At 53.8% G+C, this 26,679-nt stretch carries 28 protein-coding genes and 1 tRNA gene; 14 read left to right on the top strand and 15 right to left on the bottom strand.

From position 1 onward, the window contains the following. Positions 1 to 26: 26 nt before the first annotated feature. The 5 genes from DWB63_RS06150 to DWB63_RS06170 form a co-directional block, all read right to left on the bottom strand. Positions 27 to 845 (bottom strand): radical SAM protein, encoded by an 819-nt coding sequence (locus tag DWB63_RS06150; protein ID WP_128327942.1) that lies wholly within the window; start codon positions 843 to 845, stop codon positions 27 to 29. 246 nt (positions 846 to 1,091) lie between these two features. After that, the gene (locus DWB63_RS06155) at positions 1,092 to 2,036 is read right to left on the bottom strand and encodes a lysylphosphatidylglycerol synthase transmembrane domain-containing protein (RefSeq protein WP_128327943.1); all 945 of its coding nucleotides are present in this window, start codon (positions 2,034 to 2,036) and stop codon (positions 1,092 to 1,094) included. Positions 2,037 to 2,166: 130 nt separating this feature from the next. Beyond that, positions 2,167 to 2,898 (bottom strand): amino acid ABC transporter ATP-binding protein, encoded by a 732-nt coding sequence (locus tag DWB63_RS06160; protein ID WP_128327944.1) that lies wholly within the window; start codon positions 2,896 to 2,898, stop codon positions 2,167 to 2,169. A 3-nt stretch (positions 2,899 to 2,901) separates the two neighbouring features. After that, the gene (locus DWB63_RS06165) at positions 2,902 to 3,912 is read right to left on the bottom strand and encodes an amino acid ABC transporter permease (RefSeq protein WP_128327945.1); all 1,011 of its coding nucleotides are present in this window, start codon (positions 3,910 to 3,912) and stop codon (positions 2,902 to 2,904) included. 75 nt (positions 3,913 to 3,987) lie between these two features. Continuing rightward, positions 3,988 to 4,857 (bottom strand): transporter substrate-binding domain-containing protein, encoded by an 870-nt coding sequence (locus DWB63_RS06170; RefSeq protein WP_128327946.1) that lies wholly within the window; start codon positions 4,855 to 4,857, stop codon positions 3,988 to 3,990. 425 nt (positions 4,858 to 5,282) lie between these two features. On the opposite strand from DWB63_RS06170, the gene DWB63_RS06175 reads away from it, so the two are divergent. Genes DWB63_RS06175 through DWB63_RS06190 form a run of 4 tightly spaced genes read left to right on the top strand, consistent with a single transcriptional unit; the run spans position 5,283 to position 9,660 of the window. Continuing rightward, positions 5,283 to 6,854 (top strand): hybrid sensor histidine kinase/response regulator, encoded by a 1,572-nt coding sequence (locus DWB63_RS06175; protein WP_128327947.1) that lies wholly within the window; start codon positions 5,283 to 5,285, stop codon positions 6,852 to 6,854. A 41-nt stretch (positions 6,855 to 6,895) separates the two neighbouring features. Further along, the gene (locus tag DWB63_RS06180; protein WP_128327948.1) at positions 6,896 to 8,008 is read left to right on the top strand and encodes an AI-2E family transporter; all 1,113 of its coding nucleotides are present in this window, start codon (positions 6,896 to 6,898) and stop codon (positions 8,006 to 8,008) included. Continuing rightward, the gene (locus DWB63_RS06185) at positions 8,005 to 9,222 is read left to right on the top strand and encodes an MltA domain-containing protein (protein ID WP_128327949.1); all 1,218 of its coding nucleotides are present in this window, start codon (positions 8,005 to 8,007) and stop codon (positions 9,220 to 9,222) included. Before DWB63_RS06180 ends, DWB63_RS06185 begins: the two co-directional genes overlap by 4 nt. 36 nt (positions 9,223 to 9,258) lie before the next feature. Beyond that, positions 9,259 to 9,660 (top strand): type II toxin-antitoxin system HicB family antitoxin, encoded by a 402-nt coding sequence (locus tag DWB63_RS06190; protein WP_128327950.1) that lies wholly within the window; start codon positions 9,259 to 9,261, stop codon positions 9,658 to 9,660. 130 nt (positions 9,661 to 9,790) lie between these two features. Here DWB63_RS06190 and DWB63_RS17225 read toward each other — a convergent pair whose 3' ends face one another. Then, a complete protein-coding gene (locus tag DWB63_RS17225; protein ID WP_164879794.1) occupies positions 9,791 to 9,982 on the bottom strand; it encodes a hypothetical protein in 192 nt (63 codons plus the stop codon). 120 nt (positions 9,983 to 10,102) lie between these two features. Here DWB63_RS17225 and DWB63_RS06195 point away from each other — a divergent pair, with 120 nt between their 5' ends. From DWB63_RS06195 to DWB63_RS06205, 3 genes are read left to right on the top strand one after another with little or no spacing between them, the layout of a single operon-like run. After that, positions 10,103 to 11,239 (top strand): glutamate synthase, encoded by a 1,137-nt coding sequence (locus tag DWB63_RS06195; protein ID WP_128327951.1) that lies wholly within the window; start codon positions 10,103 to 10,105, stop codon positions 11,237 to 11,239. Beyond that, complete coding sequence (locus tag DWB63_RS06200) at positions 11,203 to 12,837, top strand: glutamate synthase-related protein (RefSeq protein ID WP_128327952.1); 1,635 nt, start codon at positions 11,203 to 11,205, stop codon at positions 12,835 to 12,837. The genes DWB63_RS06195 and DWB63_RS06200 overlap by 37 nt, the downstream gene beginning before the upstream one ends. Positions 12,838 to 12,867: 30 nt before the next feature. Then, complete coding sequence (locus DWB63_RS06205) at positions 12,868 to 15,198, top strand: FAD-dependent oxidoreductase (RefSeq protein WP_128327953.1); 2,331 nt, start codon at positions 12,868 to 12,870, stop codon at positions 15,196 to 15,198. Positions 15,199 to 15,275: 77 nt separating this feature from the next. Here the strand turns inward: DWB63_RS06205 and DWB63_RS06210 are convergent, their stop codons facing one another. Together DWB63_RS06210 and DWB63_RS06215 are read right to left on the bottom strand one after the other, a co-directional pair. Next, positions 15,276 to 15,845, bottom strand: a complete 570-nt coding sequence (locus DWB63_RS06210; protein WP_128327954.1) for a DUF922 domain-containing protein — start codon at positions 15,843 to 15,845, stop codon at positions 15,276 to 15,278. Between the two features lie 14 nt (positions 15,846 to 15,859). Further along, entirely contained in the window at positions 15,860 to 17,635 is a 1,776-nt protein-coding gene (locus DWB63_RS06215; RefSeq protein WP_128327955.1) for an ABC transporter ATP-binding protein, read from the bottom strand. Between the two features lie 616 nt (positions 17,636 to 18,251). Here DWB63_RS06215 and DWB63_RS06220 point away from each other — a divergent pair. Beyond that, entirely contained in the window at positions 18,252 to 18,530 is a 279-nt protein-coding gene (locus DWB63_RS06220; RefSeq protein ID WP_128327956.1) for a cytotoxic translational repressor of toxin-antitoxin stability system, read from the top strand. Continuing rightward, complete coding sequence (locus DWB63_RS06225; RefSeq protein ID WP_128327957.1) at positions 18,499 to 18,837, top strand: helix-turn-helix transcriptional regulator; 339 nt, start codon at positions 18,499 to 18,501, stop codon at positions 18,835 to 18,837. The genes DWB63_RS06220 and DWB63_RS06225 overlap by 32 nt, the downstream gene beginning before the upstream one ends. 68 nt (positions 18,838 to 18,905) lie before the next feature. On the opposite strand, the gene DWB63_RS06230 is transcribed toward DWB63_RS06225, so the two are convergent. The 5 genes from DWB63_RS06230 to DWB63_RS06250 form a co-directional block, all read right to left on the bottom strand. Beyond that, a tRNA-Leu gene (locus DWB63_RS06230) sits at positions 18,906 to 18,995 on the bottom strand. Between the two features lie 51 nt (positions 18,996 to 19,046). Further along, a complete protein-coding gene (locus DWB63_RS06235; RefSeq protein ID WP_128327958.1) occupies positions 19,047 to 20,729 on the bottom strand; it encodes a YcaO-like family protein in 1,683 nt (560 codons plus the stop codon). Beyond that, positions 20,729 to 21,304, bottom strand: coding sequence for an arylesterase (locus DWB63_RS06240; RefSeq protein ID WP_128327959.1), 576 nt, complete (start codon positions 21,302 to 21,304; stop codon positions 20,729 to 20,731). Before DWB63_RS06240 ends, DWB63_RS06235 begins: the two co-directional genes overlap by 1 nt. Positions 21,305 to 21,307: 3 nt before the next feature. Beyond that, entirely contained in the window at positions 21,308 to 21,829 is a 522-nt protein-coding gene (locus tag DWB63_RS06245; protein WP_128327960.1) for a hypothetical protein, read from the bottom strand. A 10-nt stretch (positions 21,830 to 21,839) separates the two neighbouring features. Then, entirely contained in the window at positions 21,840 to 22,454 is a 615-nt protein-coding gene (locus DWB63_RS06250) for a recombination-associated protein RdgC (RefSeq protein WP_128327961.1), read from the bottom strand. A gap of 165 nt (positions 22,455 to 22,619) precedes the next feature. Between DWB63_RS06250 and DWB63_RS06255 the strand changes: the two genes are divergently transcribed. Beyond that, the gene (locus DWB63_RS06255; protein ID WP_128327962.1) at positions 22,620 to 22,991 is read left to right on the top strand and encodes a hypothetical protein; all 372 of its coding nucleotides are present in this window, start codon (positions 22,620 to 22,622) and stop codon (positions 22,989 to 22,991) included. 24 nt (positions 22,992 to 23,015) lie between these two features. Here the strand turns inward: DWB63_RS06255 and DWB63_RS17230 are convergent, their stop codons facing one another. Further along, positions 23,016 to 23,357: a PilZ domain-containing protein gene (locus DWB63_RS17230; protein ID WP_164879795.1), complete on the bottom strand. Its 342-nt coding sequence runs from the start codon at positions 23,355 to 23,357 to the stop codon at positions 23,016 to 23,018. An 18-nt stretch (positions 23,358 to 23,375) separates the two neighbouring features. Here DWB63_RS17230 and DWB63_RS17235 point away from each other — a divergent pair, with 18 nt between their 5' ends. Continuing rightward, positions 23,376 to 23,714, top strand: a complete 339-nt coding sequence (locus tag DWB63_RS17235) for a hypothetical protein (protein WP_164879796.1) — start codon at positions 23,376 to 23,378, stop codon at positions 23,712 to 23,714. A gap of 122 nt (positions 23,715 to 23,836) precedes the next feature. Then, positions 23,837 to 23,980 carry a hypothetical protein gene (locus DWB63_RS17240; protein ID WP_164879797.1) on the top strand — a complete coding sequence of 48 codons (144 nt, stop codon included), beginning with the start codon at positions 23,837 to 23,839 and terminating at the stop codon, positions 23,978 to 23,980. A 91-nt stretch (positions 23,981 to 24,071) separates the two neighbouring features. On the opposite strand, the gene rfbA is transcribed toward DWB63_RS17240, so the two are convergent. Further along, the gene (rfbA, locus tag DWB63_RS06265) at positions 24,072 to 24,956 is read right to left on the bottom strand and encodes a glucose-1-phosphate thymidylyltransferase RfbA (protein ID WP_128327964.1); all 885 of its coding nucleotides are present in this window, start codon (positions 24,954 to 24,956) and stop codon (positions 24,072 to 24,074) included. A 139-nt stretch (positions 24,957 to 25,095) separates the two neighbouring features. On the opposite strand from rfbA, the gene DWB63_RS06270 reads away from it, so the two are divergent. Both DWB63_RS06270 and DWB63_RS06275 read left to right on the top strand, forming a co-directional pair. Beyond that, positions 25,096 to 25,836: a DUF1614 domain-containing protein gene (locus DWB63_RS06270; RefSeq protein ID WP_128327965.1), complete on the top strand. Its 741-nt coding sequence runs from the start codon at positions 25,096 to 25,098 to the stop codon at positions 25,834 to 25,836. A 19-nt stretch (positions 25,837 to 25,855) separates the two neighbouring features. Next, complete coding sequence (locus DWB63_RS06275; protein ID WP_128327966.1) at positions 25,856 to 26,647, top strand: MogA/MoaB family molybdenum cofactor biosynthesis protein; 792 nt, start codon at positions 25,856 to 25,858, stop codon at positions 26,645 to 26,647. Positions 26,648 to 26,679 lie beyond the last annotated feature (32 nt).

The following is a 26,679-nucleotide window of genomic DNA, read 5'->3' on the forward strand; positions in this document are numbered from 1 at the left end:
TTTGGGAGTATTGATGGAAAATCTGTCTATTTGAATACAGTGCAACCACGGCAGCGATCAATTCTATCTCGCGTTCCTGCTTCATGGTGCATCCGGATATGTTTAAACAATTCTCCGTTCCAGATTTCGGAAAGAGTCTGATCAGGTACTGTTCCCATAGGGGTTTCTGCATTGTAGTCCACACAGCACATCGGGACGACGCCGTTGTTCAAAACAACCATGTTCTTGAACGGATGGATGCATTTGGTTGTGATGACTTTTTTAGCTTCCCCTTCACCCCAGTTATGGCAAGGACAGTAAACGATTTTATCTGTGTCTAAAAGGTATTGTTCCCAATACGTTTTGTACTCGGAAAAAGTTTGATTGTTGCCAGGAAAATCAAGAAATCGGAGACTGATTTCAAGATTTTTGTTCAGGGATTTTCTTTCCTCGATTAATCCATGGATATTGGCGACAACATCTGCATGATTCAAGCCGATACGATTTCCCTCATAGGAGGCAGCATCCATGGAGTCGAGAGAAATAGCAATCCAATCCATGCCCGCTTTGAGCACATCATATGCGGCCTTGCGTGTGAGCAAAGAACCATTTGAAGAAAAACCTACATGTGGCAATCGCAACTCTTTGCATTTCGCAATGCGTTCAGCAATTTTTTTGTCGAGAAAAGGTTCACCATCCATGTAAAGCGAGATCACTTCCAGGTTTGGCATAAGATCAAGAGCCTGCGTGATGATCGTCTCAAATAGAGCATCATCAATGGGGCCCTTTGTTCTTTTCCATTGATCAATGGTGCAGACTGAGCACCGGGCATTGCAACCATGATATGTTTCAATTTGTAATTTCATCAGATTATATGGGGGGAGCTTCCGCAGTGATCAAAGAAAATAGTGCGTCAGCTCAAATGCTAAAATGTTGATTTGTTTTAACAAGAGGACAAATAGATGGTGTCATCTTGTTCTGCGCTTAGCTAGCATAGGGAAACATCATTACGCAAGCCGCTTTGGGAGGCATATCCCATGTCCTTTATGCATTCTCTTTTGGGTCGAGTTGCCAAATTAAGAGCATATTCAGTCAAAACGGTTCCGCAGTTATTATTCTGTTGGTTTTGTTAATACGTTTGCCTTCATGCCTGAGGTTGCAAATACAATCAAGCCCATGAGTGTTGGCGGGATGAAGTTGAAGGCCCTGACGGTCAGGGCTATGGCCAGGGCGTCTGTCTTGGGGAGGCCGCTCCAGGTCAGGATGGCTACCATTGCTCCCTCGGTCATGCCGATGCCGCCCGGCAGACCGGGGATACTGAGTCCAAGGTAGACGGCGCCGTAGACGCCCAGTACCTGGGCTGCGGTCAGGTCGAGTTCCATGAGCCAAAGCGGGATGAGGCCGAGGTAGATGAAATTGCAGGCCCACAGGAGCACGGTTGATCCCAGGGGGGGCAGCATGGCCCGGCCTTGCATGGCCTGATGTATGGCGAGGGAAGTTTTCCTGACGGATTCGCGGAGGGTATCATTCGGGATAAACCGCAACTCCAGGCCGTACTCAGGCATGCGTTGGACCATGTATATCAGCAGTCCCCAGCACAACAGGACAACCGCGATCAGGGGGAGACCGTACAGGCCCAATCCGAAGACCACGGCTGTGGCCAGGGCGGTGACTGCAAGGACGTTGATGTCGAGGAACCGCTCCAGAAAGATGATGCCCATGGATTGCGAAAAACCCAGCGGCGATTTGCGCTTGAAGTAGACGGCCTTGGCTATTTCGCCGAGTTTGGCGGGCAGGATGTTGTTGATGGCGATGGCCAGAAGCGTGCCGAGCATGCTGAGGCCGGTTCCGAGTTTCCCTCTGGAGAGCTGGTTCAGGCGCAGGCCCATGAGCCCATAGATGGGGAACGTGGACCCAAGAACGATGATCATTCTGGGAAATGAGCAGTGCGAAAAGGTTTCGGCCAGTTCCTGCCAGTCCACATCCGTGAAAAGATATACCACGCACGCGGCCAGGATGAGCAGCTGCAGGATTGTGAAGAGGATTTTTGTTTTCATGGCTGTGTTTCAACTCGGAATTGCAGGCATATATCTATGCTGTTCGGCCTTGTTTTGCAAATGGGAAGGCCATGAAAAAGGGGTTACGGCACCGCCGCAACCCCTTTTTGTGAACGGGGATCAGGTCGAGCTAGAGGATCTGGCTCAGGAAGAGCTTGGTCCGGTCGTGTTCGGGGTTGGTGAAGAAGTGCTCGGGCGTGCCAACTTCCACGATCTTCCCTTCATCCATGAAGACCACGTGATCGGCCACCTCGCGGGCAAAGCCCATTTCATGGGTGACCACGACCATGGTCATGCCTTCCTTGGCCAGGGTTTTCATGACGTCCAGGACCTCGCCGACCATTTCCGGGTCGAGCGCCGAGGTCGGCTCATCAAAAAGCATGACCTTGGGGTTCATGGCCAGGGCGCGGGCAATGGCCACGCGCTGCATCTGGCCGCCGGAGAGCTGGGCGGGATAATTGTCCGCCTTGGCGTGGATGCCGACCTTGTTGAGCAGGGTCATGGCCGTTTCCTTGGCTTCCTTCCTGCCGCGCTTGCGGACTGAGGTCTGCCCGATGGTGACGTTTTCCAACACGGTCAGGTGCGGGAAGAGGTTGAAGGATTGGAAGACCATGCCCACTTCCATGCGGACCTTGTTGATGTTGGTCTTGGGGTCGAGGACGTCCACTCCGTCGATCATGATGTGACCGGCGTTGGCGTGTTCCAGACGGTTCAGGCAGCGCAGGAAGGTGGATTTGCCGGAACCGGACGGGCCGATGACGACGACCACCTCGCCCGGATTGATGTGGTAGGACACATTGTGCAGGGCCTGGACCTCATGAGGGACGAAGAAGGTCTTGTATACGTTTTTGACATCTATCATTATTTAAGCCTCCGCTGTCCTTTTTTCGAGGTATTGGACGAACATGGACAGAGAGAATGTGATGACCAGGTACATGATCGCGCAGACGAACCAGAGTTCGTATGGCATGAGGCTCGTGGTGACAGCCTCGCGGGTGGCTTTGGTCAATTCGGGGATGGCGATGACGCCGAGCAGCGAGGAGTCCTTGATCAGGCTGATGAACTGTCCGGCCAGGGGAGGAAGGATACGCTTGAAAGCCTGGGGCAGGATGATCTTGCACATGGCGACGGATTTGGTCATGCCCAGCGAGCGAGCCGCTTCCATTTGCCCTCTGTTGATGGACTGGATGCCTGCCCTGACGATTTCCGCCACGTAGGCCCCGGCGAAGATGGCCAGGGATGCGATGCCGAACCACAGAGACGGAACCTGCGGCAGGCCGGCCAGCGCCAGCAGGTTGTTGATGATGGTTCCGAGTACGAAGTACCACATGATGATCTGAACCAGAAGTGGTGTGCCTCGGATCAATTCGATGTAGGTTATGGCGGACCACTTGAGGAATGGGTTGATCGAGACGCGGGCCAGTCCGGTAAAGAGGCCCAACAGGATGCCGAGGATGATGGATACGAAACTGACCTCGATGGTGATCAGCAAACCATGCATCAACATGCCCATTTTCCCTTCTTCGAAAACCCCTATGGTGTCACCCATGAAAATGGTGTCGCCTTGGCTGACGCGGATGTCCGATCCGGGAACGGTGTAGAATTCGGAATCCCCGCCGCCCTGGACGATGACAACCGAGTCGCCACCCTTATGGGTGATGGAAGTGACTTCCCCTTCGATCTCAGCCTTTACTTTGACGGTGTCAACATAATAGAAATATTGGGGAATCCTGTTCCATCGCCAGATGTAGTTCGTCTGAGTGGTGGCCCAGTAGAAGCCAAAGCAGACGCAGGTGAGTGCGACGGCGTAGAAGGCTTTCCAAATGATCATCTTGTCGAACCTTTTTCGGGGTACGACCATTTCAGTATCAGTCATTATTTACTCGATGGGATTGGTGCGCGAAAAAAAACGGGGGTCGCACCAGGCGACCCCCGTAAGATCATTCAATGCTTATTGGATTTCGTCGTACCAGTCGTTGGAACCGAACCACTTGGTGTAGATGCGTTCGTAACGACCGTCGTTCTTGATCTGGACAATGAAGTTGTTCAGCCAGTTCAGGAAGTCCGGGTCACCCTTGTTGATGGCCCAACCGAGCGGCTCGTAGGTGAAGGGTTCGTCCAGGAATTTCATGCCGGCTTCCTTGCCGCGTTGGGCAAAGAAGATGGAGGTCATGGGCAGGTCGTAGACGGTGGCGGTTGCCTTGCCGTTCAGGGCTTCCAGCATGGCCTGGTCTTCCATTTCAAAGGACTTGTAGGTGGCTTTGGGGAAGAGGCGTTTGGCAGCCTGCTCGCCGGTGGTGCCGAGCTTGGAGGTGATGATGACGCCTTCCTTGTTCAGGTCTTTCCAGGACGTGATAGTGTCAGCATCCTTGGCGGAGATCAAAGCGGTCTGACCGACGACGATGTAGGGGTTGGCGAAGTTGACCTTCAGGTTGCGTTCCTGGTTGATGGTCATGCCGGAGGCGATGAGGTCGTACTTGTCGGACAGGAGGCCGGGAATGATGCCGTCCCAGGCGGTGTTGATGATTTCGAGCTTGACGCCCATGGATTTGGCCATTTCCGTAACCATGTCCACGTCGAAACCGACCACATTGCCTTTCTTGTCGGTCATTTCAAAGGGCATGTAGCCGGCTTCGAGACCTACGCGCAGGGTGCCGCTTTGGACGATTTTTTCAAGGGTGGAAGCTTTCTGAAGCTCGAGACGGACATTGATGTCCTCTTTGGGAGCGGTGGCAGCAGCATTTTCAGCAGGCTGTTGGCTGCATGCAAACAAGAAGACCAGCGTGGTCATCACTGCGATCAGGGTAAAAATCCGTTTCATCCTTTCCTCCAGGTGAAATAAGGTGGTTGATATTTGTCAGCTTTGAAACGTCGTCCGGGTTAAAACGACATCCAATCCTTTGGGTTCTAGACAACCGTCTCCCTGATTGCACATTTTTGTTCTCAGAGCGACAGTTCTCTATAGCTGCAACGGGATAAAAATTCAAGAAAGTTTTCCGTAGTTGCTGCTTGTATTGAAATGAGAAATGTCAGAGACATGTATTGTGAATTCTTGCCATTCCGATCGAGAGTCTTTTTTTCGGCGTGAAGTGCAAGCCCTGCTCAAGGAGTCGGAGTCTGGCGAATATTTGCGTTGAACTACTAGGTCATATATTTCGATTCAATTCGAGAGTCTTTTGGTGTAGGTTGATATTGTTTGAGAAAAGACGTCGTATGCCCCAATTCAGGTGTATAGAGGGAATTCAGATGCCAACGGAAAGAATTTTGCTCGTGGAAGATGATGCCGTAGCCCAACTTGATATTCAAGCCGCTTTGGGGCGGGTCGGCTATACCTTGATAGGCATGGCCAGCAGCGGCGAACGGGCTGTCGAGCTTGCGGATTCACTCAACCCGGACATGGTTTTGATGGATATCCGGCTTGAGGGCGAGATGGACGGCCTGGAAGCGGCAAGCGAAATTTCCCGCCGGTTCGACATTCCGGTCATCTACCTGACGGTTGCCATCGACGATGAGACCCTGCATTGGGCCAAGGTGAGCGGGCCGTTCGGGTATCTGCTCAAGCCGGTGGACCACCACGAACTTCGGTCGGCTATCGAGGTGGGGCTGTACAAGCATCAGATGGAACGGGAACTGCGCAAGGCGAAGCGGGCCGCTGAGGCGGCCAGCCGAGCCAAGACCTCTTTCCTGGCAACGGTGAGCCATGAGTTGCGGACGCCCATGAATGGCGTGCTCGGCATGACCGAACTGCTGCTCATGTCCGATTTGGGCGATCCATATCGCGAGAGCGTTCAGCTCATCAAGGAATCTTCTTTGGCGTTGCTGTCGGTGCTCAATCAGATCATTGATTATTCGAAGCTTGAGACCAGCGCTCTCAAAATGCGCATAATCGATTTCAGGCTGGAGGACATGGTGTCCGGAGTGCTTTCCCAGTACCAGCGTTCCTCCAAGGCCAAGGGCGTAAACCTGAAGTACTCCATTGATCCGGCCATCCCGGGTTGGGTCCGGGGAGATTCCACCAAGCTGCGTCAGGTGCTCGGCAATCTTGTCAACAATGCCGTCAAGTTCACTGCATCGGGCCAGATTCTGGTGGATGTTTCTCCCGCCACCAACGGTGATGTCAGACGGGCCGTCAACAATGACGACGAGTTGGCGGTGCAGATTCTGGTACAGGATAGCGGCATCGGTATCCCCTCTGATAAACTTGAAGACATTTTCGAGAGTTTCAAGCAGGCCGAAGATCATCTTTTCCATACTTCGGGAGGACTTGGCCTGGGGTTGGCCATCGTCAATCGCTTGACCTTGTTCCTGGGAGGCTCTGTCCGTTGTTCCAGTGTGGAGGGCAGGGGGAGTATTTTCTCTGTTGTCATTCCCCTGGAAAGAAGCCGGTACGAGCTGCATGCCCCTTCGGCAATGGTTCTTGGCGGGGAATCTCCGCTCAAGGGAGCAAACATCCTGGTGGCAGAGGACGATTTGATCAATCAGCGGTATATCGTCCGGTTGTTGGAGAAGATGGGCTGTGCGGTCGTCCTGGCCGAGGATGGATTGCAGGCAGTGGAGGCGCTCAAGGAACGGCGGTTTGACATCGTCTTCATGGATGTGGAGATGCCGAACATGAACGGTATCGAGGCTACCAAGCTCATCCGCAAGGTGGATACCGGATGCCTCAACCCAAAGGTTCCCATCATCGCCTTGACGGCCCACGCCATGTGGGGAGACCAGCAACGGTGCATTCATGCGGGGATGGACGACTATGTTTCCAAGCCGGTTGACATTGACACCATCGCCGCAATCATACAATCAACTCTGGAGAAGGAATAAAAAAAGTTTAGACAGGGTTTCCCCTTGGAGAATAATTACATATGAGCGATAAAAACGGTACGGTCCCCCTGCTTGATGGCGGCATCTACAAGGTGTTTTTCATCATCCTTTTCTTGTTTTCCCTGTATCTTGGGTTTGCCCTTATCGAGCCCTTCATGCACACGCTCATCTTTTCCACCGTGCTTGCCGTGCTGTTTACGCCGGTCTTCACCTGGGCGTTGAATCTGTGCAAGGGGCGACGTACCCTCGCTTCTGCCCTGACCGTAGGCATCATCGTTTTTGCACTGCTCCTGCCCATGACCTTCCTGATCATGGCCTTGATCAGTCAGGGCGTTGAGTCGTTGGTGGCATTGAACGCCTGGATCGTGCAGGGAACCTACAAGACCTTTCTCAGTATTGAAATGATGGACAAGTACATTGCCATGGTCCATGAAGCGCTCCCGTTTCTGCGTATTGACGAAGTTGATATCCAGGCGGGTGTCCTTCAGTATTCCAGGGAATTTGCCCAGAGCATGTTGGCCTTCGGCACCAGTCTGGCCCGAGACGGCGCAAAGTTGATACTGCACTTCCTGCTGATGGTTTTCATCCTGTTCTATTTCATGCGCGACGGAACCAAGATGGTCGCGTATATCAAGCACCTGTCGCCGCTCAGGCCGCGGCAGGAGGACTATATCATCGAAAGCCTCAAGCGCGTGGCCCGGGGGGTGCTCATGGGCTGCCTTCTGGTGGCTCTGCTTCAGGGATTTGCCGGGGGTATAGGACTGGCCGTGGTCGGCATTCCCGCCTTTTTCTGGGGCGGCATGATGGCCCTTTCCTCCTTGATTCCGGTCGTGGGGACCGGGTTGGTATGGGTACCATCCGTGCTGTATCTCTTCTTTGTCGGTGATTGGAAAATGGCTCTGTTTCTGTCTTTGTGGTGCGGCATATTCGTGGTCGGCATCGACACGATTCTGCGGCCGATATTCATGCGTGAGGCTGCCCGCGTGTCGACCTTCTACATCTTTCTCGCCATCCTTGGCGGCATTTATTCCTTCGGGATGCTGGGTATTTTTTATGGTCCCCTCATCCTGAGTTTCGTCATGGTCATGTTGCAGATCTATATTGAGGAGTATGCTGAGGATCTCAAGGATATCGATGACGGAGCCTGCGAATGATGACCAGATTGATCCTTTCCTGTGTCCTTGTTGTCGTGTTGCTGGTGGTCGGAGGCTGTGGCCCTGAAACCCCAAGGCCGCTCCCTGTCTTTGAAAAACCGACTTTTGTGCCTCTTGATGACGACGCGGCCAAGAATCTGTCGGTGCATCTCTCCACCCGTTTGCAGGGATTCGATTCATGGTCGGCCTTGCGGCCCGGTCTTGAGGACAATCTGAGGTATATCCGGTCACGCCCGCAGGACGCGGTTTGCGTTAACCAGCCCGGATTGACGTTGACCTGGGGACAATTGGCCTCGTCCGTGTCGGAGTTGCTGGATATGCTTGAAGAGGTGGGAAGCGACCCGTCTCTGGTGGCCGAACGATTCCAATGGCTCAAGCTTGAGCCGGGAACGCTGCTCACCGGGTATTACGAACCATGGCTGGCAGCCTCACTGACCCCGGATGAACGGTTCAAGTATCCGCTTTACGGTGTGCCTGATGATCTCCTGGTCGTTGACCTGGGACGTTTTCATCCTCGCTGGAATGGCCAGAAGCTGGTCTATCGGCAGGGGGAGCATGGCATCGAGCCGTATCATGACCGGGAAGCCATCGACGCGGGCGGCGTCCTGAACGGGCAGGAGATAGCCTGGACCGATGATCCCGTGGATGTCTTTTTCCTGCAGATACAAGGGTCGGGCAGACTCGACCTGCCTGACGGCTCCTCCAAGCATATCCTTTATAGTGGCAAGAATGGGCTTCAGTACGTCTCCATAGGGCGTATACTCATCGAAAGAGGGTACATTCCCAAGGAAGAGATGAGTATGCAACGTATCCGCAGCTTCCTGAACGACAACCCGGACATTGCCAGGGAGATCCTCTTCACGAATCCGAGCTATGTCTTTTTCCATTTGGCGGACAAGGGGCCTTTCGGTTCCATCGGGTCGATCCTGACGCCCAGGGTCAGCGTGGCAGTTGATCGGAATATGATTCCCCTTGGCAGTGTGGTGGCGCTCAAGACGGCTTTGATGAATTATGAAACTGGTGCGGTTGATCCCTTCCTCTCTTTGATGTTGGCCCAGGACACAGGGGGTGCCATACAGGGGACGCGCATGGATTTGTTCTGCGGCTCCGGCGAAGAAGCCGAATCCCTGGCCGGTCACCTTCAGGAAGGGTCGGAAGTGTTCATGCTGGTCAGCAAGCGGGTGCTTTCAGCACTCCCCGGCAATGGCAATTGAGCTTCATGACACATATTACAAAGGCGGAGGTGGTTGATGCAGTATGTAGCATTTATTGAAGAGGAGAAACGCGGATATTCCGTGACTTTTCCAGATATCCCGGAATGCACGACCTTCGGCGATAATCTTGATGAAGCTGTGGATCACGCGCATGAAGCCCTTGCAATGTTCGTTGAATCTCTTGTTGGGGCGAATGAACCTCTTCCCCCGCCCTCAAAGAAGAAGGAATTGCTCGCTCAACTTGAAGGTAAGGAGATAAAAGCCATCAATATCTCTGTTGAAGGTGATGGGAGCGACTTTGAAGAGTTCGAAATGGTCATGCATGCCCATCTTTTGGGCCGAATTGAGAAGTATTGCCGTCAATATGGCATTTCCCCGGCTGATTTTTTGGCCGCAGCGGCGAGAGAAGCCATCAAGTCCGACATTTTCTCTGAATAACACATCTGAAAACGTCTTCTTTTAGTCAAATTTAGGTTTTGTCCCCAAGAATCGAAAAAAGGATTTATCCTGTCTTTCTTGGGGGCTAGCACCCTTTTGTCGTGTCCATAATTATTGATTTACAAAATTGTTAAAAGTTATTAATATGTTGTGGTTGCAGCGTTAGTGTTTTTGATCTAGGGTGACCTTTCGGGAGTTGCTTAGCTGAAAATGTACAAGGCGGCAGCAGATAGTTCATTGGAAATTGCATTATTGTCAAATATTGTGCTTGAGAGCCTGCAGAGATCGAGATCCCACTCAATCCGCAGGCTTTTTTACCCATGCTGCTTGTTCCCGTGGATTTACTGATTCTTTTGAAAGAGTTGATGTTTTCGTTGGCAGTCCGCGTCCATACTGTCTTGTTTGCGCGGGCAGGGATTTTTAACTGTGGAGTGATCATACCATGTGCCGTTTGTTTGCGCTCACAAGTCGTGACCCGGTGTCACCCATGCGCGCCATCGAGGCCCTCAATGTTATGAAGGAAGGGCATGATGGTTCAGGTGTAGGGTTGTTTCTCAGCGGTCTTGGCGGACCGTGGGAAGAAATGAAGGAAGATCCCATCCTGTCCGGTATCTTTACAGAGCCAGGACTTGCCAGGGTTTTCGACTATATGGCCAAGAAAGGATTCCGGTCCAAGTATTCTGTTATGTTCAAACCGGACAACGAGCCGCCGGTCGGAACTCCCAAACGGGGAACTTACGCCTCCATTTCCTATCAGATTCCGAATGAGTGGAGGGGGAGGCCCCAGGAGCAGATCGATTCCGGCCTGGTTCAGATGCGTCTCGACCTTCGGGCCATGGGCGAGGCTGAGGGCGACATCATGGTTTTTTCGTTCTGGCCGGACACCATCATGATCAAGGAAGTTGGCGACCCTTTGGCCATAGGCGAATATCTCCAACTCGATCGAAGTCCGTTGCACGCCCGCCATATCCTGGCCCAGGGGCGGCAGAACACCAACTACGCGATCAATCTCTATGCCTGTCATCCCTTTTTCATCGAGGGTATTTCCACCATGACCAATGGCGAGAATACCGCTTTCGTGCCCATCAAGGAATATCTCATGTCGCGTGGGGTCACCGGGTATCAGGGGTATCAGTCGGATTCAGAGGTTTTTACCCATATCGCTCATTATTCCACCAAGAAGCTTGGCCTGGACATCAGTGCATACAAGCATGTGATCACGCCCATGAGCGATGACGAAATGGCCGATCACCCGGATAGGGAATTGCTGTCCAATTTGAAGAAGGCATGTCGCAAGCTGATCATCGACGGTCCCAACTGTGTTATCGGCTGTCTGCCCGACGGTTCCATGTTCATGGTACAGGATCGCAAGAAGCTGCGGCCCGGCGTGGTCGGGGGTAATCCCGATCTCGGTATCTATGGATTCTCGTCCGAGATATGCGGACTGAACGCTGCTATCCCCGATCGTGACAGGACCAAGGATTTTCAACCCATGCATCTCGATACGGCGATCGTCAGCCCAGATTGCCTGGAGGTTTCCCAATGCTCTCAGAAAGACCCATTACACCTTCAACGTTAAGCCGCAAGGACCTGCCCTGGCAGATCAAGTGGGATATCAACACCTGCACCAAGTGCGGGCGGTGTACCTCGGTCTGTCCGATCAACGCCATTGAACTCGGCGTGTTCCGCAAAAGGGATATCAAGGCCCCCATGGGATTGTCGGCCAAGCCGACCACGGAATTCTCCACCTATTACGGCATCCGTCAGCGCACGGATCCGGCCTATGCCTGCATCGGCTGCTCCATGTGCAACATGGTCTGCCCCAACAACGCCATTGAACCGATACGGCAGTATGACTCCACCACGCTCCAGTTCCAGAACAACCGTGGCGGCCAGTCCCGGACGCGCGGCGGGCGCAGGAACAGTTCCGAGTCGTTGCTCGATCAGATCAAATTCATCCGTATTTCCATGCTCACCGACCCGGCTCTGGATGCCGGCCGTCACGAGTTCGAGATGCGGACCCTGCTCGGTCGTGTGCTTTCACCCGAAGCCGAAATCAAGTGTTTCCGCGAAAACGGCTGGAAACCGCCGGTTCGTGAAATTTATCCGTTGGTTATCGGTGGTATGTCTTTCGGCGCTCTCTCCCCGAATATGTGGGAGGGCCTTCAGATGGGCGTGGCGTATCTCAATGAGGAAATGAACATGCCGGTGCGCGTTTGCACGGGTGAAGGCGGCTGTCCGCCGCGTCTGTTGCGCTCCCGCTTCCTCAAGTATGTCATTCTCCAGATCGCGTCCGGTTATTTTGGCTGGGACGAAATCATCCATGCCATCCCTGAGATGAAGGAAGACCCCTGTGCCATCGAGATCAAATACGGTCAGGGTGCCAAGCCCGGTGATGGCGGCCTGCTCATGTGGTACAAGGTCAACAAGCTCATTGCCGCTATCCGGGGTGTGCCCAAAGGTGTGAGCCTGCCGAGCCCTCCCACGCATCAGACCCAGTATTCCATTGAGGAATCCGTTGCCAAGATGATTCAGTCCATGTCCATGGCCTGGGGATTCCGTGTGCCGGTGTATCCGAAGATCTCTGCATCCTCTACCTCTTTGGCGGTGCTCAACAACCTGGTGCGCAACCCCTATGCAGCCGGTCTGGCCATTGACGGCGAAGACGGAGGCACTGGCGCGGCCTACAATGTGTCCATGAATCACATGGGTCATCCCATCGCTTCCAATCTGCGCGATTGTTACAAGGCGCTCTGCGTTGCCGGTGCTCAGAATGAAATTCCGCTCATCGCGGGCGGCGGTATCGGCAAGAACGGCAATCTGGCGGCCAATGCGGCGGCATTGATCATGCTCGGCGCTTCCACCGTACAGATCGGCAAATACGTCATGCAGGCCGGTGCAGGTTGTCTCGGTTCCGAAAAGGACCGTTGCAACGTGTGTAACATCGGTGTTTGTCCCAAGGGTATTACTTCCCAGGACCCAAGAGTGTATCGCCGCCTCGACCCGGAAAAGGTCGCTGAACGCGTGGTGGACTTCTACCTGAGCTTCGACACGGAACTGCGGAAGGTGTTCGCACCGCTGGGACGCTCCACGTCCCTTCCCATCGGGATGTCCGACGGACTCGGCATCAGCGACAAGGACGCTGCCGAACGCCTTGACATCAAGTACGTGATTTAACCGAAGTTTCAGGATATATCGGAGTATACAATGGCTAAGAAAATACAGCGTATAGACGGGCATGACAATGGTGTCCGGATAGAATCCCGCATCCTGGAAGAGCGTATTCAAACCGCAGTTCGCCAGGGCGGACGCAGGTTTGAGGTTGACGCCATGGGCCAACACGGCATCGGCGGCAGGCTCTGGATTTCCAAGGAAGAGCCGATCTTTGTGTCAATCACGGGGTCGCCAGGGCAGCGCATAGGTTCCAAGGGGTTCCCCGGAACCACCATAGAGGTGTGCGGTCCGGCGTCTGATGACGTGGGTTGGCTGAATGCCGGTGCTGAAATCATCGTCCATGGCAACGTGTCCAACGGCGCGTGCAATGCCATGGCGCAGGGCAAGGTCTTTGTTGCGGGCAACACCGGTTCCCGTTGCATGACCATGACCAAGACCAACCCTCGTTTTGAAGCTCCCGAACTATGGGTGCTCGGTTCCGTGGGAGACTACTTCGCCGAATTCATGGCCGGTGGTACGGCAGTGATTTGCGGTCACGAGGCCCAGAGTCCCAAGAATGTCCTTGGCTATCGTCCCTGTGTGGGCATGGTCGGTGGTCGGATCTTTGTGCGCGGTTCCATTGATGGCTATTCCCAGTCAGACGCCGTGATGGAACCCATTGACGACGAGAGCTGGACCTGGTTGACGGACAATCTCTCGGAATTCCTAAATAAAATTAAACGAACCCGGCTGCTTAAACGGCTTACCAAGCGCGAGGAATGGCAGTTGATTCGGGCCAAGACCCCTTTTGAGAAAAAGGGCAGGGTTCGTCGCTCCATGGCCGATTTTCGGGTCAATGTATGGGATTCGGAGTTGGGCCGTGGCGGTATGATAGGTGATTTGACCGATCTGGACCGTTCGCCCATTCCGCTCATCGTACACGGTGACCTGCGTCGTCGGGTTCCCGTCTGGGAAAACCGCAAGTACATGGCTCCGTGTCAGTCCAGTTGCCCTACGGGTATGCCTGTGCAGAAACGGTGGCAGTTGGTTCGCGACGGACTGGTGGACGAGGCCGTTGATCTGGCCCTTGCGTACACACCGTTCCCGGCTACGGTTTGCGGTTATCTCTGTCCCAATCTGTGCATGGAAGGGTGTACCCGATCCACGCAGCAGGGCATGGCAGCAGTGGACATCACCAAGCTCGGTCGTGAAGGGCACAAGTCCAAGGAGCCGAAGTTGCCGGCATTGTCGGGCAAGCGGGTGGCTGTCATCGGTGGCGGTCCCGCCGGTATATCCGTGGCGTGGCAGATCCGCATGAAGGGCCATGAGGCCGTCGTTTTTGATATGGCCAAGACATTGGGAGGCAAGATTGCCTCGGCCATTCCCTACAGCCGTGTGCCCAAGGAAGTGGTTGAAGCGGAAGTGGCGCGCGCTGCCAAGGTGTTGCCGCATGTGCATCTGCAACAGGAGCTCAAGACCAAGGAATTCGAGGCCTTGAAGTCGGAATACGATTACGTGGTCCTGGCGATAGGCGCGCAGAAACCGCGCATGATCCCGGTGCCGGGTCATGAGCGCATCATCCCTGCCCTGACTTTCCTTCAGGAAGTGAAGAAGGGCACGATGACAGCAGGCAAGCGGGTGGTCATCATCGGCGCCGGAAACGTGGGCTGTGATGTGGCCACGGTGGCCGCAACCGTGGGTGCCGAGGACATCACTCTCATCGATATCCAGGAACCGGCCTCCTTCGGCAAGGAACGCAAGGAAGCAGAGGCTGCCGGGGCGCGTTTCAAGTGGCCCTGTTTCACCAAGGAGATTACGGACGAAGGCGTACTGCTGCAAAGCGGCGAGTTGCTTGAAGCCGATACGGTCATCATGTCCATCGGCGATCAGCCTGACGTGGATTTCCTGCCGGATGACATTGCCCTGGACCGCGGACATGTGGTGGTCAACGACGACTACCAGACCACGGATTCCAAGGTGTTCGCCATCGGTGACCTTGTCCGTCCGGGCCTGCTGACACATGCCATCGGTCATGGTCGCCGTGCTGCCGAGGTCATTGACGATCTCTTCAACAACCGACGTCCCCAGAGCGACACCCGTTCGATGATCGATTATACCCGCATGACCCTGGAGTACTTTGACCCCCGAGTCATCGAATTCAGCGACATGAACCATTGCGGTTCCGAGTGTTCAAGCTGTGGCTCTTGCCGTGACTGTTATATCTGCGACACCGTGTGTCCGCAGAATGCCATCATTCGTAATGAGTTGCCTGACGGCGGATTCGAGCGCGTGGTGGACCCGGAAAAGTGCATTGCCTGCGGGTTTTGCGCCGACTCCTGTCCCTGCGGTATATGGGACATGAAAGACCCGGCTCCCATGGAATAGAGCCTGGCTGCTTAATGAAATAATAAAGGCGGCGAGATTAATCTCGCCGCCTTTATTATTTGGGTTTTGAACCGTGATCAGGGATATCTGCCCCGGTTGCGTTCCTGCTTGAGGCCGTGTTCCGTGAGTTTGTCGTAATCCACCTGATCCTGCTTCATTTTATCCATGATGGTTTTGATACGGTTTTTGATCATGCCCTTGTAGTTGATACAGTCGCCTGCACCCAGAGCTTTGAGCGTGTCGTCAAGTTTATGGGCGGCCTTGGTGGATATCTCGCCGTGAACGAGTTCGTGTTCTTCCAATTGGCCGTAGAATTTCTTCCACCAGGTGCGTGTCTTGTAATCCACGCTGTGGGCCAGTTTGGGATAAAGGTAGGTCAGGTGCAGGTAGATGATCGCATCCTTGATCTGGCATTGCGAACCGCGCTGCTGTACTTTGTATTTGGTCTGAATCTGCGTTCTTGTGTGGGCCTGGTAGGTCTCAGTTCCCTTGTTCAAAGGGGATTGATTCTTCAGATTGTTATAGATCGTGCTGATATCGGTCCCCTCCACGGTGTAATACTCCGTACTCACGGTCAGGACCACATCGGCCAGGGCCGGGGTGGCGAGAAAGAGAATGACTAGGTACGAGAGGAGAAAGCGTTTCATGGTTCCGTGTGGGGTTAGTCTCCTGAAGAGCACTGGTTGTCGAATTGCATCTGGTAGAGCCTGTCGTACAGCGGGCAGGTCTCAAGCAGTTCTTCATGTTTGCCGGTGGCGATTATGCGGCCTTTTTCCATGACGACGATAACATCGGCGGACAGAATGGTCGAGAGCCTGTGAGCGATGACGATGGAAGTACGGCCCTGCATGAGGTTGTCGAGAGCCTTTTGGACCACCCGTTCTGACTCGGTATCCAGGGCGCTGGTGGCCTCATCGAGGATGAGGAGCGACGGGTTCTTCATGATGGCGCGTGCAATGGTCAACCGTTGCTTCTGTCCGCCGGATATCTTCACGCCGCCTTCGCCGACCAGGGTGTTGTAGCCGTTGGGCATGGCCTCAATGAACTCGTGAGCGTAAGCCCCTTCGGCAGCTTTAATCACTGCATCCATTTTGTACTCACCCTGGGCATACGCGATATTTTCGGTGATGGAGACGTTGAACAGGAATGTGTCCTGCGAGACCAGACCTAGATGGATTCGCAGGCTGTCCAGGGTGTAGTCTTCAAGCGCGGTGCCGTTGAGGGTGATGGTGCCTTCCTGGGCCTGGTAGAAGCGGGGGAGGAGGTTGACCAGAGTTGTCTTGCCGGAACCGCTGGGGCCGACAACGGCCACGCGCTGTCCAGCCTTGATGGACAGCGAGACTCCGTTTACGGCAGGGGTCGTGCAATTGGGGTAGGTGAAGCGGACGTCCTTGAAGGATAATTCTTTCAGGTTGCCATCAAAAGCGGTGCTGCCGCTCTGTTCAGTCTGGATATTCGGTGAGTCGAGGATGTCAAAGACACGTTCGGCCCCGGCCAGGCCGCCCTGGATTTGATTGTTGGCAGCGTTGAGCTTCTTGATCGGTTCGTAGAGTTGAACCACGCAGAGCGAGAATGCCATCAGGTCTCCGGGAGTCATGACGCCTTCAATGACCTGCATGCCGCCGACCCACAGGACCGCTGCGCCGGCAAAGGCGGAAATGATGTCCATGACGCGCGAGGAGCCTTCATTATAAAGCATCTGGCGCACGAGGAGTTGAGTCAGGCTGTTGTTTTCCTTGTTGAATTTGAGGTTTTCAAGGAGTTCGTTGGCAAAGGCCTTGATGACCTTGATGCCTGAAAAGCTTTCTTCGAGGACCACGTTGACGCCCGAGAGTTCGGCTTGCATCTTGCGGCCGTATTTCCTGATCTTCTGCCCGAAATAGATAAAGGGATAGATGGCGATGGGCATGATCAAAAGGCTCCAGAAAGCCAGGTACGCATCAAGGTAAATGGTGGTGCCTATCAGGGCAACAAGGGTAAAAACCTGTCGGATGAACATGATTATGCTTGGCAGACAGGTACGCACGGCCGTGACGTCGGAGACGATCCTGCTCATGAGCATGCCGATTTCGCTCTCGGCGAAGTAGGGCATGGGGAGGCGGAGGATTTTCTTGAAAAGGTCACTTCGCAGATCCCGGAGGACCAGGACGCCGGTGGCGTTCATCACATAGACCTGCCCGAGCATCAGGATGCATTTGAGGATATAGAGAGCAACGAATCCCAAGATGCAGAATTTCAGCATGTCGATGTCTTTTGCTATCAGGACATCATCGGTAACGTATTTTCCAAGCCAAGCCAAAGCCGGGGGGATGGGAGCATAGAGAAGCATGGCAATGACAGCCAGGACAACGCGTACCTTGTACTTGGCAAAGTAGCCGATGCTGCGTTTGAGCAGGTAGCGATTTGAAAATGAATGTAGTTTGGTATTGTGGGCCAAAAGAACTCCTGAATGTCCTGTTTTTCGGAATCAAAGGTTTATCGTGCCTTCCTCAAATAAGGTGTTGGGAGGCCATAGTAAAGGAAAATACGGACTGAATTGCAGTATTTTAAAAATAATATCAAATATTACAGAATGTTGATGCGTCGCGTTGAAAGGGGGGGCTTAAGCTGAAAGGAATGTTTCCGCTTCATCTCTTTGTAAGAATCCAAGTCTTATAACCGACATCATGCCGTGATGAGACGCCGGACCAAACTGAAAAAGGACTGCCTTCAGGATTTGGGCAGTCCTTTAATTTATGGTACCTGGGACGAGATTTGAACTCGTACGCCCCGGAGGGCAAGGGATTTTAAGTCTCATTGTCAAACAACTTATCCAATTATTACAGATATTATCTCATAATTCATGCGTTGCTGAGTGTTGCCCACGTGACAATGTGTGTGACTTGGTGTTCAGGGAAGATTTTTAAATGATTAAATCTACTTCGTCATTTTGGCGGTAGTTGTTCTTGTCTTTGATTTAGACTAGTAAATATTCGGTGAGAAGGAAGTTGGGGCAAAATTTTCATTGACAGTGTACCAAAGATTAGTACATTTGAACTAGACGAGGTTCTGAAATGGCTTGGAAAGTTGCCATTCCAAAAAAAACAGTTAAACAAATTGGCCAATTACCGCAACGGGTTCAAAAAACACTCACATTACTGGTTACCGAAATTGAAAATGGAGGTCCAATAAGAGGGAATTGGCCCAATTATGGCAAGTTGACGAGGTATACCCATCATTGCCATTTGAAAAAAGGTAATCCGACCTATGTCGCTGTTTGGCGAGAGGTCGAAGGCGAGATTAAATTGGTGGAGGTGACATATGCAGGCACGCACGAGAAAGCCCCGTACTGACGACACGTTGTTCTACGTTTCTTGTCCCCCTAGTAAGGTTAAGCAGGCAAGAGATTTCCTGAAGCAGATTGGTTGCCAGGTGAATGATGATGTCGATGCGAAGGAAGTCTTCCCTGATCGCGCCCCTGGTACTCTTTTGGCTGGCGCTAGGTATCGTGAAGATATTACCCAGGTTCAGTTGTCTGAGGAGTCCGGCATTCCGAGGCGTCATATTTCCGAGATGGAGAATGGAAAGCGTCCGATTGGCAAGAGTAATGCCAAGAAGCTCGCCGGTGTCCTGAATATTGATTACAGGATTCTTCTGTAGATTTAGCTTCTTGTGTTAAGAAGACTTAACCCGTCCCACCTTGTTGGTAGGACGGGTTTTTTAGGCGATGGTACCGGGAGCGGGAATCGAACCCGCACGATCATCAATGATCTCCAGATTTTAAGTCTGGTGTGTCTACCAAGTTCCACCATCCCGGCTTGAGGTGTGTTTCAGTATCCCGCAAATTGGCGGGGAGTCAATGGTTTTGGCTACCTGAACAAATCCAGGTAGTTTCGGTAGAGCCGGGGGCTGACTCGGGAGTATGGATCGAAATCCGAGATCAATTCCAGGCCCGGAATGACGGCTCGGGTGACCGGGATATTCAGGTCCTTGCGTGTCAAGTCAACATAGGCCGGTGTGTAGCCGTTGGCCATGAGGGTGTTTTCCAGGACCATGAGATCGCCGTCAGCACTGCCGGTGGAGTGGTCGGGCAGGTCTTCGAGTCTGCGGGTTTCCAGTCCTTCCGGGGCCGGGCCGCTCTTGGGGCCGGGGTAGGGATAGGCGGTTTCCGTCATGGCCGAGACCAAGGCTGCCCTGCCGTTCAGATCGCAACCGCCGCCCTTGTTCACGTCTCCGTGTTTGCCCAGTACCACGGACTTATAGCAGGGCACGCCCAGCTCTGTGGTCATGTCCATGAACCAGACATCTATGCCGTCATTCTTGTAGTCATTCAGGAGTTTGCCGATTTCCGGGTCGTGGGTTTCGATGCGGAAGCATTGTTTGGGATCAAAGAGCATGGTGGCGTCCGAGTCCCGTTCGATGACTTCTGTCAGTGCGGAAACCTTTGCTTCAGCCATGGTATTTCCGGAGGCCAGACCTGTGGAACCGAGGGCGCTGAACAGGCTTTGCTCGTCCAGATTGCAAAACAGAAAAATGAACTGGGCCGGGATCAGGATGGGGCTGACGCCGCCTTTGCCATCGGGGCAGTGACCTTCCAGCCAATGGAGTTTCTGTCCGGCATACGGTACTTCCAACCGGATATCGTGGGGATTGAGGGCATTGATTTCAAGATCTTCGTATGCCGCGTGTGTGAGCGGGTATCTTTGCTTGTAGCCGATGATACCGTCTTTTCCCGCACCGGCATAAGAGGAAAAGCGTTCCGCCATCTCCATACAGCAGGAGGCGTCCGCCTGGTTGCGGGACAGGCCGCGGCCATAGCTGGTCTGGATGCCTTCAAGGGAGTTGGACAACCTGCCGCTGACCGAGCGTGTCTTGACCATCCAGTGACGAAGGCTGGCAATGGGCGACAGGGAGGCCTTGTGGGCCATGACCGGGCCGAGAAATGCATCGGCCTTTTCCAGTACGCCGAAGGCGTAGTCGATGGTTTCTTTCAGCGGACGGCGCGGCTTGGGCTGTGGGAGTTGCCCGTCCAGTTTTTTTCGAATCTCTTTCGCAGTAACCGGAGTCGGGAAAACAAGCTCGGATTCGGTATACAGTGATTCCGGTGCTGCTTCCGGTGAGGGGAGTGGGGCCAGGGTGAAAATGTTTTCCCTGAATATTCTGATCCATTGTGCGTGTCTGGGTTGGTCTTCGAGCAGGTTGGAACGGATGTGGATGGCCGGGGTATACTCCAGCAGGGCGGCCGGATTCAGACCTTGAAACAGGGGCAGGAGTTGGGTCTGGCGTTGATGGCAGAGACATGCCTCATACATGACGGCGGTCAGAACCGGATCGGATTCGCCGTTATCCCGCATCACTTCCTTGATGAGTTTTTCCAATTTGCGGGTACGAAAATCCTTGAAGCCCTGGAGCACGAATTCGTGCATATAGTCGTCATACGGTTGCTTTCTGAGATGATCGATCATCTGGTTGAAGCTCAGGTTGCTGTCCGGCAGGGCCGCGAACATGCCCACACCGAAATCCGTATCCATCATCTGCAATTTGTAACGCATCAATCCCTCGTTTGCGCGGTTAGAATCAGTTCCCTGACCTGGGGCAACAGTTTTTGCGCCACGGCAATCACGCCCTGGGCATTGGGATGTATTCCGTCCAGCAGGGTCAGCGAGTTGTCGCCGAAATAGCAGGCCAGAATGTCCGGGAAGAGGGGCAGGGAGTATCGATCGGCCAGCTCTTTGAAAAGCGGGTCGAATTGCCTTTTGTATTCGAGGCCCAGTTCCGGCAGGGCGGTGATGCCCACCAGCAGGATCGGCAGACCTGCTTGGATCAGGGTTTTGATGACGAGTTCGGCATTGGACCGGATGATGTCTACGGGGTCCTCTTCGAAGCAGTCGTTGGCTCCGAATTCGAGGATGACCGCGTCCGGTTCAGCGGCCAGCACTGCGTCGATACGGGCCAGTCCGTCTCCGAATGTGTCGCCAGACATGCCGAAGTTGAGGCACCTGACATCAATACCCTCATCGTGCAGCAGACGCTCCAGGGAGGCGGGCAGGGCCTCGTCGCGAGCCAGCCCATACCCTTGGGTCAGGCTGTCGCCAAAGCAGGCTATGCGCGCCGGGCCATCGGTCATGGGCTATCCGTTGATCCAGAGTTTCACGCTGGCCGCTTCTTCGGCCCACTGTTTGCTCATGCGGAGCTTGAGGAATTCATTGTAGACCACGTCGAACATCTCCAGACACCGTTCCACGAGAAAGAGCTTTTCCAGGAACTTGGCATCCGGGTCGTCGCCATCATCGTCTTTAGTATTTATTTTTGGGGTCTTGAGACCGGACAGGCCAAAGTCGGCGGCGTTCACCGTGACCAGCCAGTTGTCCTGGTCCATGGCAAAAAGCAACTGCGCCTTGCTGACCTTCTTGCCGGTACTCAGGCCGGTCTTGGCCTCGGACAACTCCCCGGCAGGGCTGGAGACTGTGGCCGTGGCCTTGGTTTCGCCTTCGCCGCCCTGGACCGAAAGCTTTTGTTCCATTTGCAAGGTGAAGGTCCGTTTGTCCTTAAGGGCAAAAAGAATGGTGTCGCGGTCTGTCTTGTACCAGAGCCAGGTCAGGAAATCCTGCCCAAGCAGGGTGTTTTCGCGTTCGACGAGTGAAAGATCCATGGCGCGCTCCTTAAACGAATATGGTGGGGTCGAGGTTTTCGAGTCTGGGGGCTGCCTCTTCGCCGAGGATGTCCATGGCCATGAAGAACGGGGTCAACGGTTCGAGGTGAAGGTCGAAGGTCAGGGTGAACTGGTCTTCGAACAAGGCGCATACCTTGGCGTTGGTTGTGGTCAGGTATATCCGGTTGGCCGCGGGGTTCCAGATGATGTCGAACACGGCCGGGATGGGCAGAGTGCGGGCACGCAGCCTGAGGGTTACCTGTTCCTTGACCTCGCGCTTGCGGTCGCGGGATACGAAGTTCTTGCCCTGCTCCTTGTTGTGCTCAAGCTCTTTGTTGAGAGCTATGGTGTTGTGTTTTTTGAGTACGGCAGGGGAGATGCGACGGGTGTCCAGCCTCAGACCGAAAGCGAAGTAGTCTGCCTTTTCCGGCGGCGACTGGGTCCAGTTCATGTCCAGCATGTCGTCGATATTGGTCCAGCCGAAGGAGCGTTCGTCAGCGGTGCCGTCAATGTCAACCATGCAGAATTGCTTCAGTTTGTCTGGTACTTTTTGAAGCAGTTCGTTGGATACTTCCTCGATGATGCGGTAGCGTGTCAGCCCGAGGCTGGCAGAGAGTATACTCACCTTGAATCTCCTCCGAGATGTTCTTTTACAGGGACCCTCTGAGGTAAAATCTATTGAGCCGCATGTAAAGCTTAATTGCCTCCTGAGTGGTTGCCCATAGATATGGGGAGTCCCTTGTTATCCTGTTGTTTCATGGTTATGCTCCGAAAAAAACAGGAGAATGATATGCCTAATCAAGCTGTGCTCGATCTGATAGAGTATCTCGAAGCCGTTAATGCGAAGGTAAAAGAGATAGAAGCCGAAGGGGAACTTGCCCTGAAAAGCGACGGCCAGACGGCCTTTCAGGCGAAATTGGAAAAAAAAGCCAAATTGTTGGCAGAGTTGGCCAAGGATGCCTGGGAGTTGACGGAGAAGGTCGACGGCACTCTCGGGAACGAGATTGCGAAGCGACTGGAACGGTTTTCCATGAGTGCCAGCGCGGCCCTGCGCATCGGCAGTGTGTTTTTCATGACGGCACTGCTCTATCCTGAAGATCACGAACCGGGTGGCCCGAATGATCTTGAGTCGTTTATTACGGAATTGAAGGACAAGGCGTAACTGGTTTCAAGGGGGGCGTAGATTTTAAGTCGGAATCTTGAATTCCGCATCCTTTTTGGCCTTCTTTCGTTCAGCCTGTTGTTTTTGGCCGATCAGAACGATTTTGTGCACCGCATCGTCCTGGGCCCGGTCCAGTTCCACGAAAGCACAGCCGACATTGCCGCGTTCGTGACGCATGACCTTACATAATACACCTACAGCTTCCTTCTTTCCCTCTAAAACGATGTCCATCTCCAGTTTGACTCCGCCCTTGATGCGGGGCTTTTCGAATTTGAAGCCCAGCCCAGTGGGACTGATGTCGGACACTTCGAACGATTTCTTGAGCCGGGGGATAAAGACCTTCAGTCCCTTAACGGAAATGCGCAAGGAGTGGCGTTTTTTGACGTGATCGTCTTTAAGGGAAATGCTGAAACCGAGGGCTGTTTCGTCAATGGGATCGACTGTGACCTGGTGGGATTTCTTTCGGCCCTTGGGCTTGTCCTTCAAGTCGAGGGGGATGGACTCGGTTACTTTGGGAGATCCCTGCCTGCTTTTTTTAACGGTCTTTTTTTTGCCATGCTTCAAAGATATGTCACCAGCAGCGGTTTTTTTCCGTTTTGCGGGTTGGCCTTTGCCTGGTTTGAAAAGAAATTCTTTGAGAGTGTCTATAAGGCCCATGGTTCACCGCTTGGGATGCAATTCATCGAACTTTGGCGCAACTGTATGGAAAAGAAACGGTTCTGACAAGGGAGCAGGGGGCCAGGATTGAAAAGAGGCGCTGTAATTTTCGGAATGGGGTTGACAATGAGCCGTTTTGAAAGGCAAGAAGATACATCTTTTCAAGCTTAAAAGGGTGGAGGAATAACATGATTGGCGAACTGCTTTCCGGAATGGCTCACAGCTCTGGCCCCGGCTTTGTCGGTGTATCCCTGATTTTCATCTATCTTGCATGGATTGTCACCATCGGTATCATCCGTGTTCGTGAGGCCATGCATTCGGATCATCACTAGTCATTAAAAAAAACGCGACCATCCGGTCGCGTTTCCATGTTTCGTGAATAACCGCTTCCACCATTGGTGGAGGCGGTATTCTATTGTTCGGTTATGCGGACATCCCCGGTTCTTCCTCGGCCACTTCCAGAAGGTACTTGCCGTAGTCGTTGTTGCTCATGGCAGCGGCGAGCATGGTCAGTTGCGAGTGGTCGATGAACCCCATGCGGTAGGCGATCTCTTCGGGACTGGAGATGACGTATCCCTGCCGGGCCTGTACCGCCCGTACAAAACTGGCTGCGCCGTGCAGGGACTCATGGGTACCCATGTCGAGCCAGGCATAGCCCCGGCCCAGTGTCTGGACCTCCAGGGTGCCTTTTTCGAGATACAGCTTGTTGATATCGGTTATCTCCAGTTCTCCTCGGGCAGACGGCTTGAGGGATCTGGCCATTTCAATGACATCGTTGTCGTAGAAATAGAGGCCGGTGACAGCATATTTTGATTTGGGTTTCACCGGTTTTTCTTCGATGGACAGCGCCTTGAAATTCTTGTCGAACTCAACCACGCCGTAGCGCTCCGGGTCCTTGACCAGGTAGGCGAAGACGATGCCGCCCTTTTGCAGCCTGCCAGCCGTTTTGAGGATGGAGCCGAGTCCGTGACCGTAATAGATGTTGTCGCCCAGAACCAGGCAGACATTGTCATTGCCGATGAAGTCTTCGCCGATGAGGAAAGCCTGCGCCAATCCTTCGGGGTTCGGTTGTTCTCGGTAGGAGAGATTGAGACCGAGTTGGGAGCCGTCGCCGAGCAGCTTTTGAAAATTGGGCAGGTCGTGCGGCGTGGAAATGATCAGGATGTCCCTGATGTCGGCCAGCATGAGCGTGGACAGCGGGTAGTAGATCATCGGCTTGTCATAAACGGGCAGCAGTTGCTTGCTGACAACGCGGGTCAGGGGGTGGAGGCGGGTGCCGGAACCGCCAGCGAGGATGATGCCTTTCATGGATGCCTCATGGGTGCTGTGATTTACTTCGATATCAAGTTAGGATACATCCCAACTGCATGGCCAATCCCTTACTATAGGGCCGGGATAAAAGCAAAAGCAACAGACCTGCAACAGTCTGGAACAAAGGTGAATATATATGTATCCCTATTTTCAATATTCAGGCGGATTCCTTCCGGTGCTGCTGTTTCTGTTCATGCTCGTTTTTCTCTTTATCCTATTCATATTCTTGCCGATATCCATTGTTGCAGAGGCGTTCTCCAAGCTCGGGCTGACTCCGGTTCAGGGCGTTTTAATGTTTGCGGCCATCTTGGTGGGGCGGTTGGTGAACATTCCGGTGTTTACCAGTGAGCGGTTGGTCGTGGTATCAAAGCCGCGCACGGTGAGCTATGGCATGGACGAGGCGGGACGGCCCGTTCAGATAGAGCAAGAGAGCGCCAACGAACTGAAGAAACAGGTTTTCGCCGTCAACGTGGGTGGATTCATCTTGCCTTTTCTGCTCAGCCTGACGTTTATCCTCCGGCAGCATATGATCTTTCAGGCTGACGGAGTCTACCCCTGGATAGTCTTTGTCATGGTCATGGTGGCCGGGGGATGTTATGTCCTGGCCAAGCCCGACCCCTACACCGGGGTGCGCATTCCTCTGGCCTTGCCTGCCCTGATCACGTTTGTTTGTGTCTATTTTTTTGTTCCCGAGCAGTTTAGGCCTGTGGCTGCCTATGTAGCCGGTACCATGGGGGCTGTGCTCGGCGGCAACATCATTCCGCTTTTGGTGCCGCGCTTCAGGAATCGCGTGGGAACCCAGCAGGTTTCCATCGGCGGACCGGGAGTCTTTGGCGGCGTGTTCGTGGCGGGAATACTGTCGGTCCTTTTGGCCTGATCAAGCATTTGGAGGATATATGTCCGATATCACGGTACGTTATCAACTGACGGCTGCCGTCAACAAGGGAGATCGTCTCTCCCTGTGCGCCTCATCTGACGATCTTCCGGTTGGGAGCATACTGACGGCCGATGTCAGGCCGGGGTTGCGCGTTGGAGAGCGGCTTTCGTGTGAAAGCGGGGCCTTTCTGGTCCAGTCGGCCGGATGGTGGCCCGGCGGCGCAGGAGCCGCTTCACGCCCGGTCTACCTGGTCGAGGCCCTTCAGGACATGAAGCCGGGCTCCGGGGTTTTCACGATTTCGCGTACCGGGGCTACTTTGGCATGGATCACATTGAGCGACAAGGGGTCGCAGGGAAAGCGCGTGGACGAGTCCGGCCCGTTGGTGGGTGAGCTTGTCGGCAAGACGCTGGATTTGGCCTTTGTCCAGGGGTTTGTCATCCCTGACGAGACGGACCGTCTCAAGGGACTTTTGGTCGATCTCGCTCTGAACCAGGGATTCGACCTCATTCTGACCACGGGCGGCACAGGCGTCGCACCACGCGATATCACCCCCGAGGCCACCCTGGCGGTCATTGAAAAAAGGCTGCCCGGTTTCGAACGGGCCATGACTGCGGCCAGCCTTTCCAAGACTCCGCATGGAGCCATATCCCGAGCCGTGGCGGGAACTCTGGCCCATACGTTGATCGTCAACATGCCCGGCAGCCCCAAGGCCGTGGCCGAGTGTCTGGAACCGTTGTTGCCGACATTGCGCCATACGTTGGAAAAATTGCAGGGCGATCCGTCGGACTGCGCTGCTCTGCGAAATGAGTGATTTCATTTTGGCTTGCAGCGTCGGAAAAGAGT

Origin of the sequence: Pseudodesulfovibrio sp. S3 (assembly GCF_004025585.1) — a bacterium.
Taxonomy (GTDB): Bacteria; Desulfobacterota; Desulfovibrionia; order Desulfovibrionales; family Desulfovibrionaceae; genus Pseudodesulfovibrio.

Coding starts and splice junctions, on each gene's coding strand:
- DWB63_RS06165 (WP_128327945.1), bottom strand. CDS start 3,912: ATGACTGATACTGAAATGGTCGTACCCCGAAAAAGGTTCGACAAGATG.
- DWB63_RS06225 (WP_128327957.1), top strand. CDS start 18,499: ATGCAGGCACGCACGAGAAAGCCCCGTACTGACGACACGTTGTTCTAC.
- DWB63_RS06220 (WP_128327956.1), top strand. CDS start 18,252: ATGGCTTGGAAAGTTGCCATTCCAAAAAAAACAGTTAAACAAATTGGC.
- DWB63_RS06275 (WP_128327966.1), top strand. CDS start 25,856: ATGTCCGATATCACGGTACGTTATCAACTGACGGCTGCCGTCAACAAG.
- rfbA (WP_128327964.1), bottom strand. CDS start 24,956: ATGAAAGGCATCATCCTCGCTGGCGGTTCCGGCACCCGCCTCCACCCC.
- DWB63_RS06255 (WP_128327962.1), top strand. CDS start 22,620: ATGCCTAATCAAGCTGTGCTCGATCTGATAGAGTATCTCGAAGCCGTT.
- DWB63_RS06170 (WP_128327946.1), bottom strand. CDS start 4,857: ATGAAACGGATTTTTACCCTGATCGCAGTGATGACCACGCTGGTCTTC.
- DWB63_RS06235 (WP_128327958.1), bottom strand. CDS start 20,729: ATGCGTTACAAATTGCAGATGATGGATACGGATTTCGGTGTGGGCATG.
- DWB63_RS06195 (WP_128327951.1), top strand. CDS start 10,103: ATGTGCCGTTTGTTTGCGCTCACAAGTCGTGACCCGGTGTCACCCATG.
- DWB63_RS06190 (WP_128327950.1), top strand. CDS start 9,259: ATGCAGTATGTAGCATTTATTGAAGAGGAGAAACGCGGATATTCCGTG.
- DWB63_RS06175 (WP_128327947.1), top strand. CDS start 5,283: ATGCCAACGGAAAGAATTTTGCTCGTGGAAGATGATGCCGTAGCCCAA.
- DWB63_RS06200 (WP_128327952.1), top strand. CDS start 11,203: ATGCTCTCAGAAAGACCCATTACACCTTCAACGTTAAGCCGCAAGGAC.
- DWB63_RS06240 (WP_128327959.1), bottom strand. CDS start 21,304: ATGACCGATGGCCCGGCGCGCATAGCCTGCTTTGGCGACAGCCTGACC.
- DWB63_RS06185 (WP_128327949.1), top strand. CDS start 8,005: ATGATGACCAGATTGATCCTTTCCTGTGTCCTTGTTGTCGTGTTGCTG.
- DWB63_RS06160 (WP_128327944.1), bottom strand. CDS start 2,898: ATGATAGATGTCAAAAACGTATACAAGACCTTCTTCGTCCCTCATGAG.
- DWB63_RS06180 (WP_128327948.1), top strand. CDS start 6,896: ATGAGCGATAAAAACGGTACGGTCCCCCTGCTTGATGGCGGCATCTAC.
- DWB63_RS06150 (WP_128327942.1), bottom strand. CDS start 845: ATGAAATTACAAATTGAAACATATCATGGTTGCAATGCCCGGTGCTCA.
- DWB63_RS06205 (WP_128327953.1), top strand. CDS start 12,868: ATGGCTAAGAAAATACAGCGTATAGACGGGCATGACAATGGTGTCCGG.
- DWB63_RS06245 (WP_128327960.1), bottom strand. CDS start 21,829: ATGGATCTTTCACTCGTCGAACGCGAAAACACCCTGCTTGGGCAGGAT.
- DWB63_RS06210 (WP_128327954.1), bottom strand. CDS start 15,845: ATGAAACGCTTTCTCCTCTCGTACCTAGTCATTCTCTTTCTCGCCACC.
- DWB63_RS06155 (WP_128327943.1), bottom strand. CDS start 2,036: ATGAAAACAAAAATCCTCTTCACAATCCTGCAGCTGCTCATCCTGGCC.
- DWB63_RS06270 (WP_128327965.1), top strand. CDS start 25,096: ATGTATCCCTATTTTCAATATTCAGGCGGATTCCTTCCGGTGCTGCTG.
- DWB63_RS17225 (WP_164879794.1), bottom strand. CDS start 9,982: ATGGGTAAAAAAGCCTGCGGATTGAGTGGGATCTCGATCTCTGCAGGC.
- DWB63_RS17240 (WP_164879797.1), top strand. CDS start 23,837: ATGATTGGCGAACTGCTTTCCGGAATGGCTCACAGCTCTGGCCCCGGC.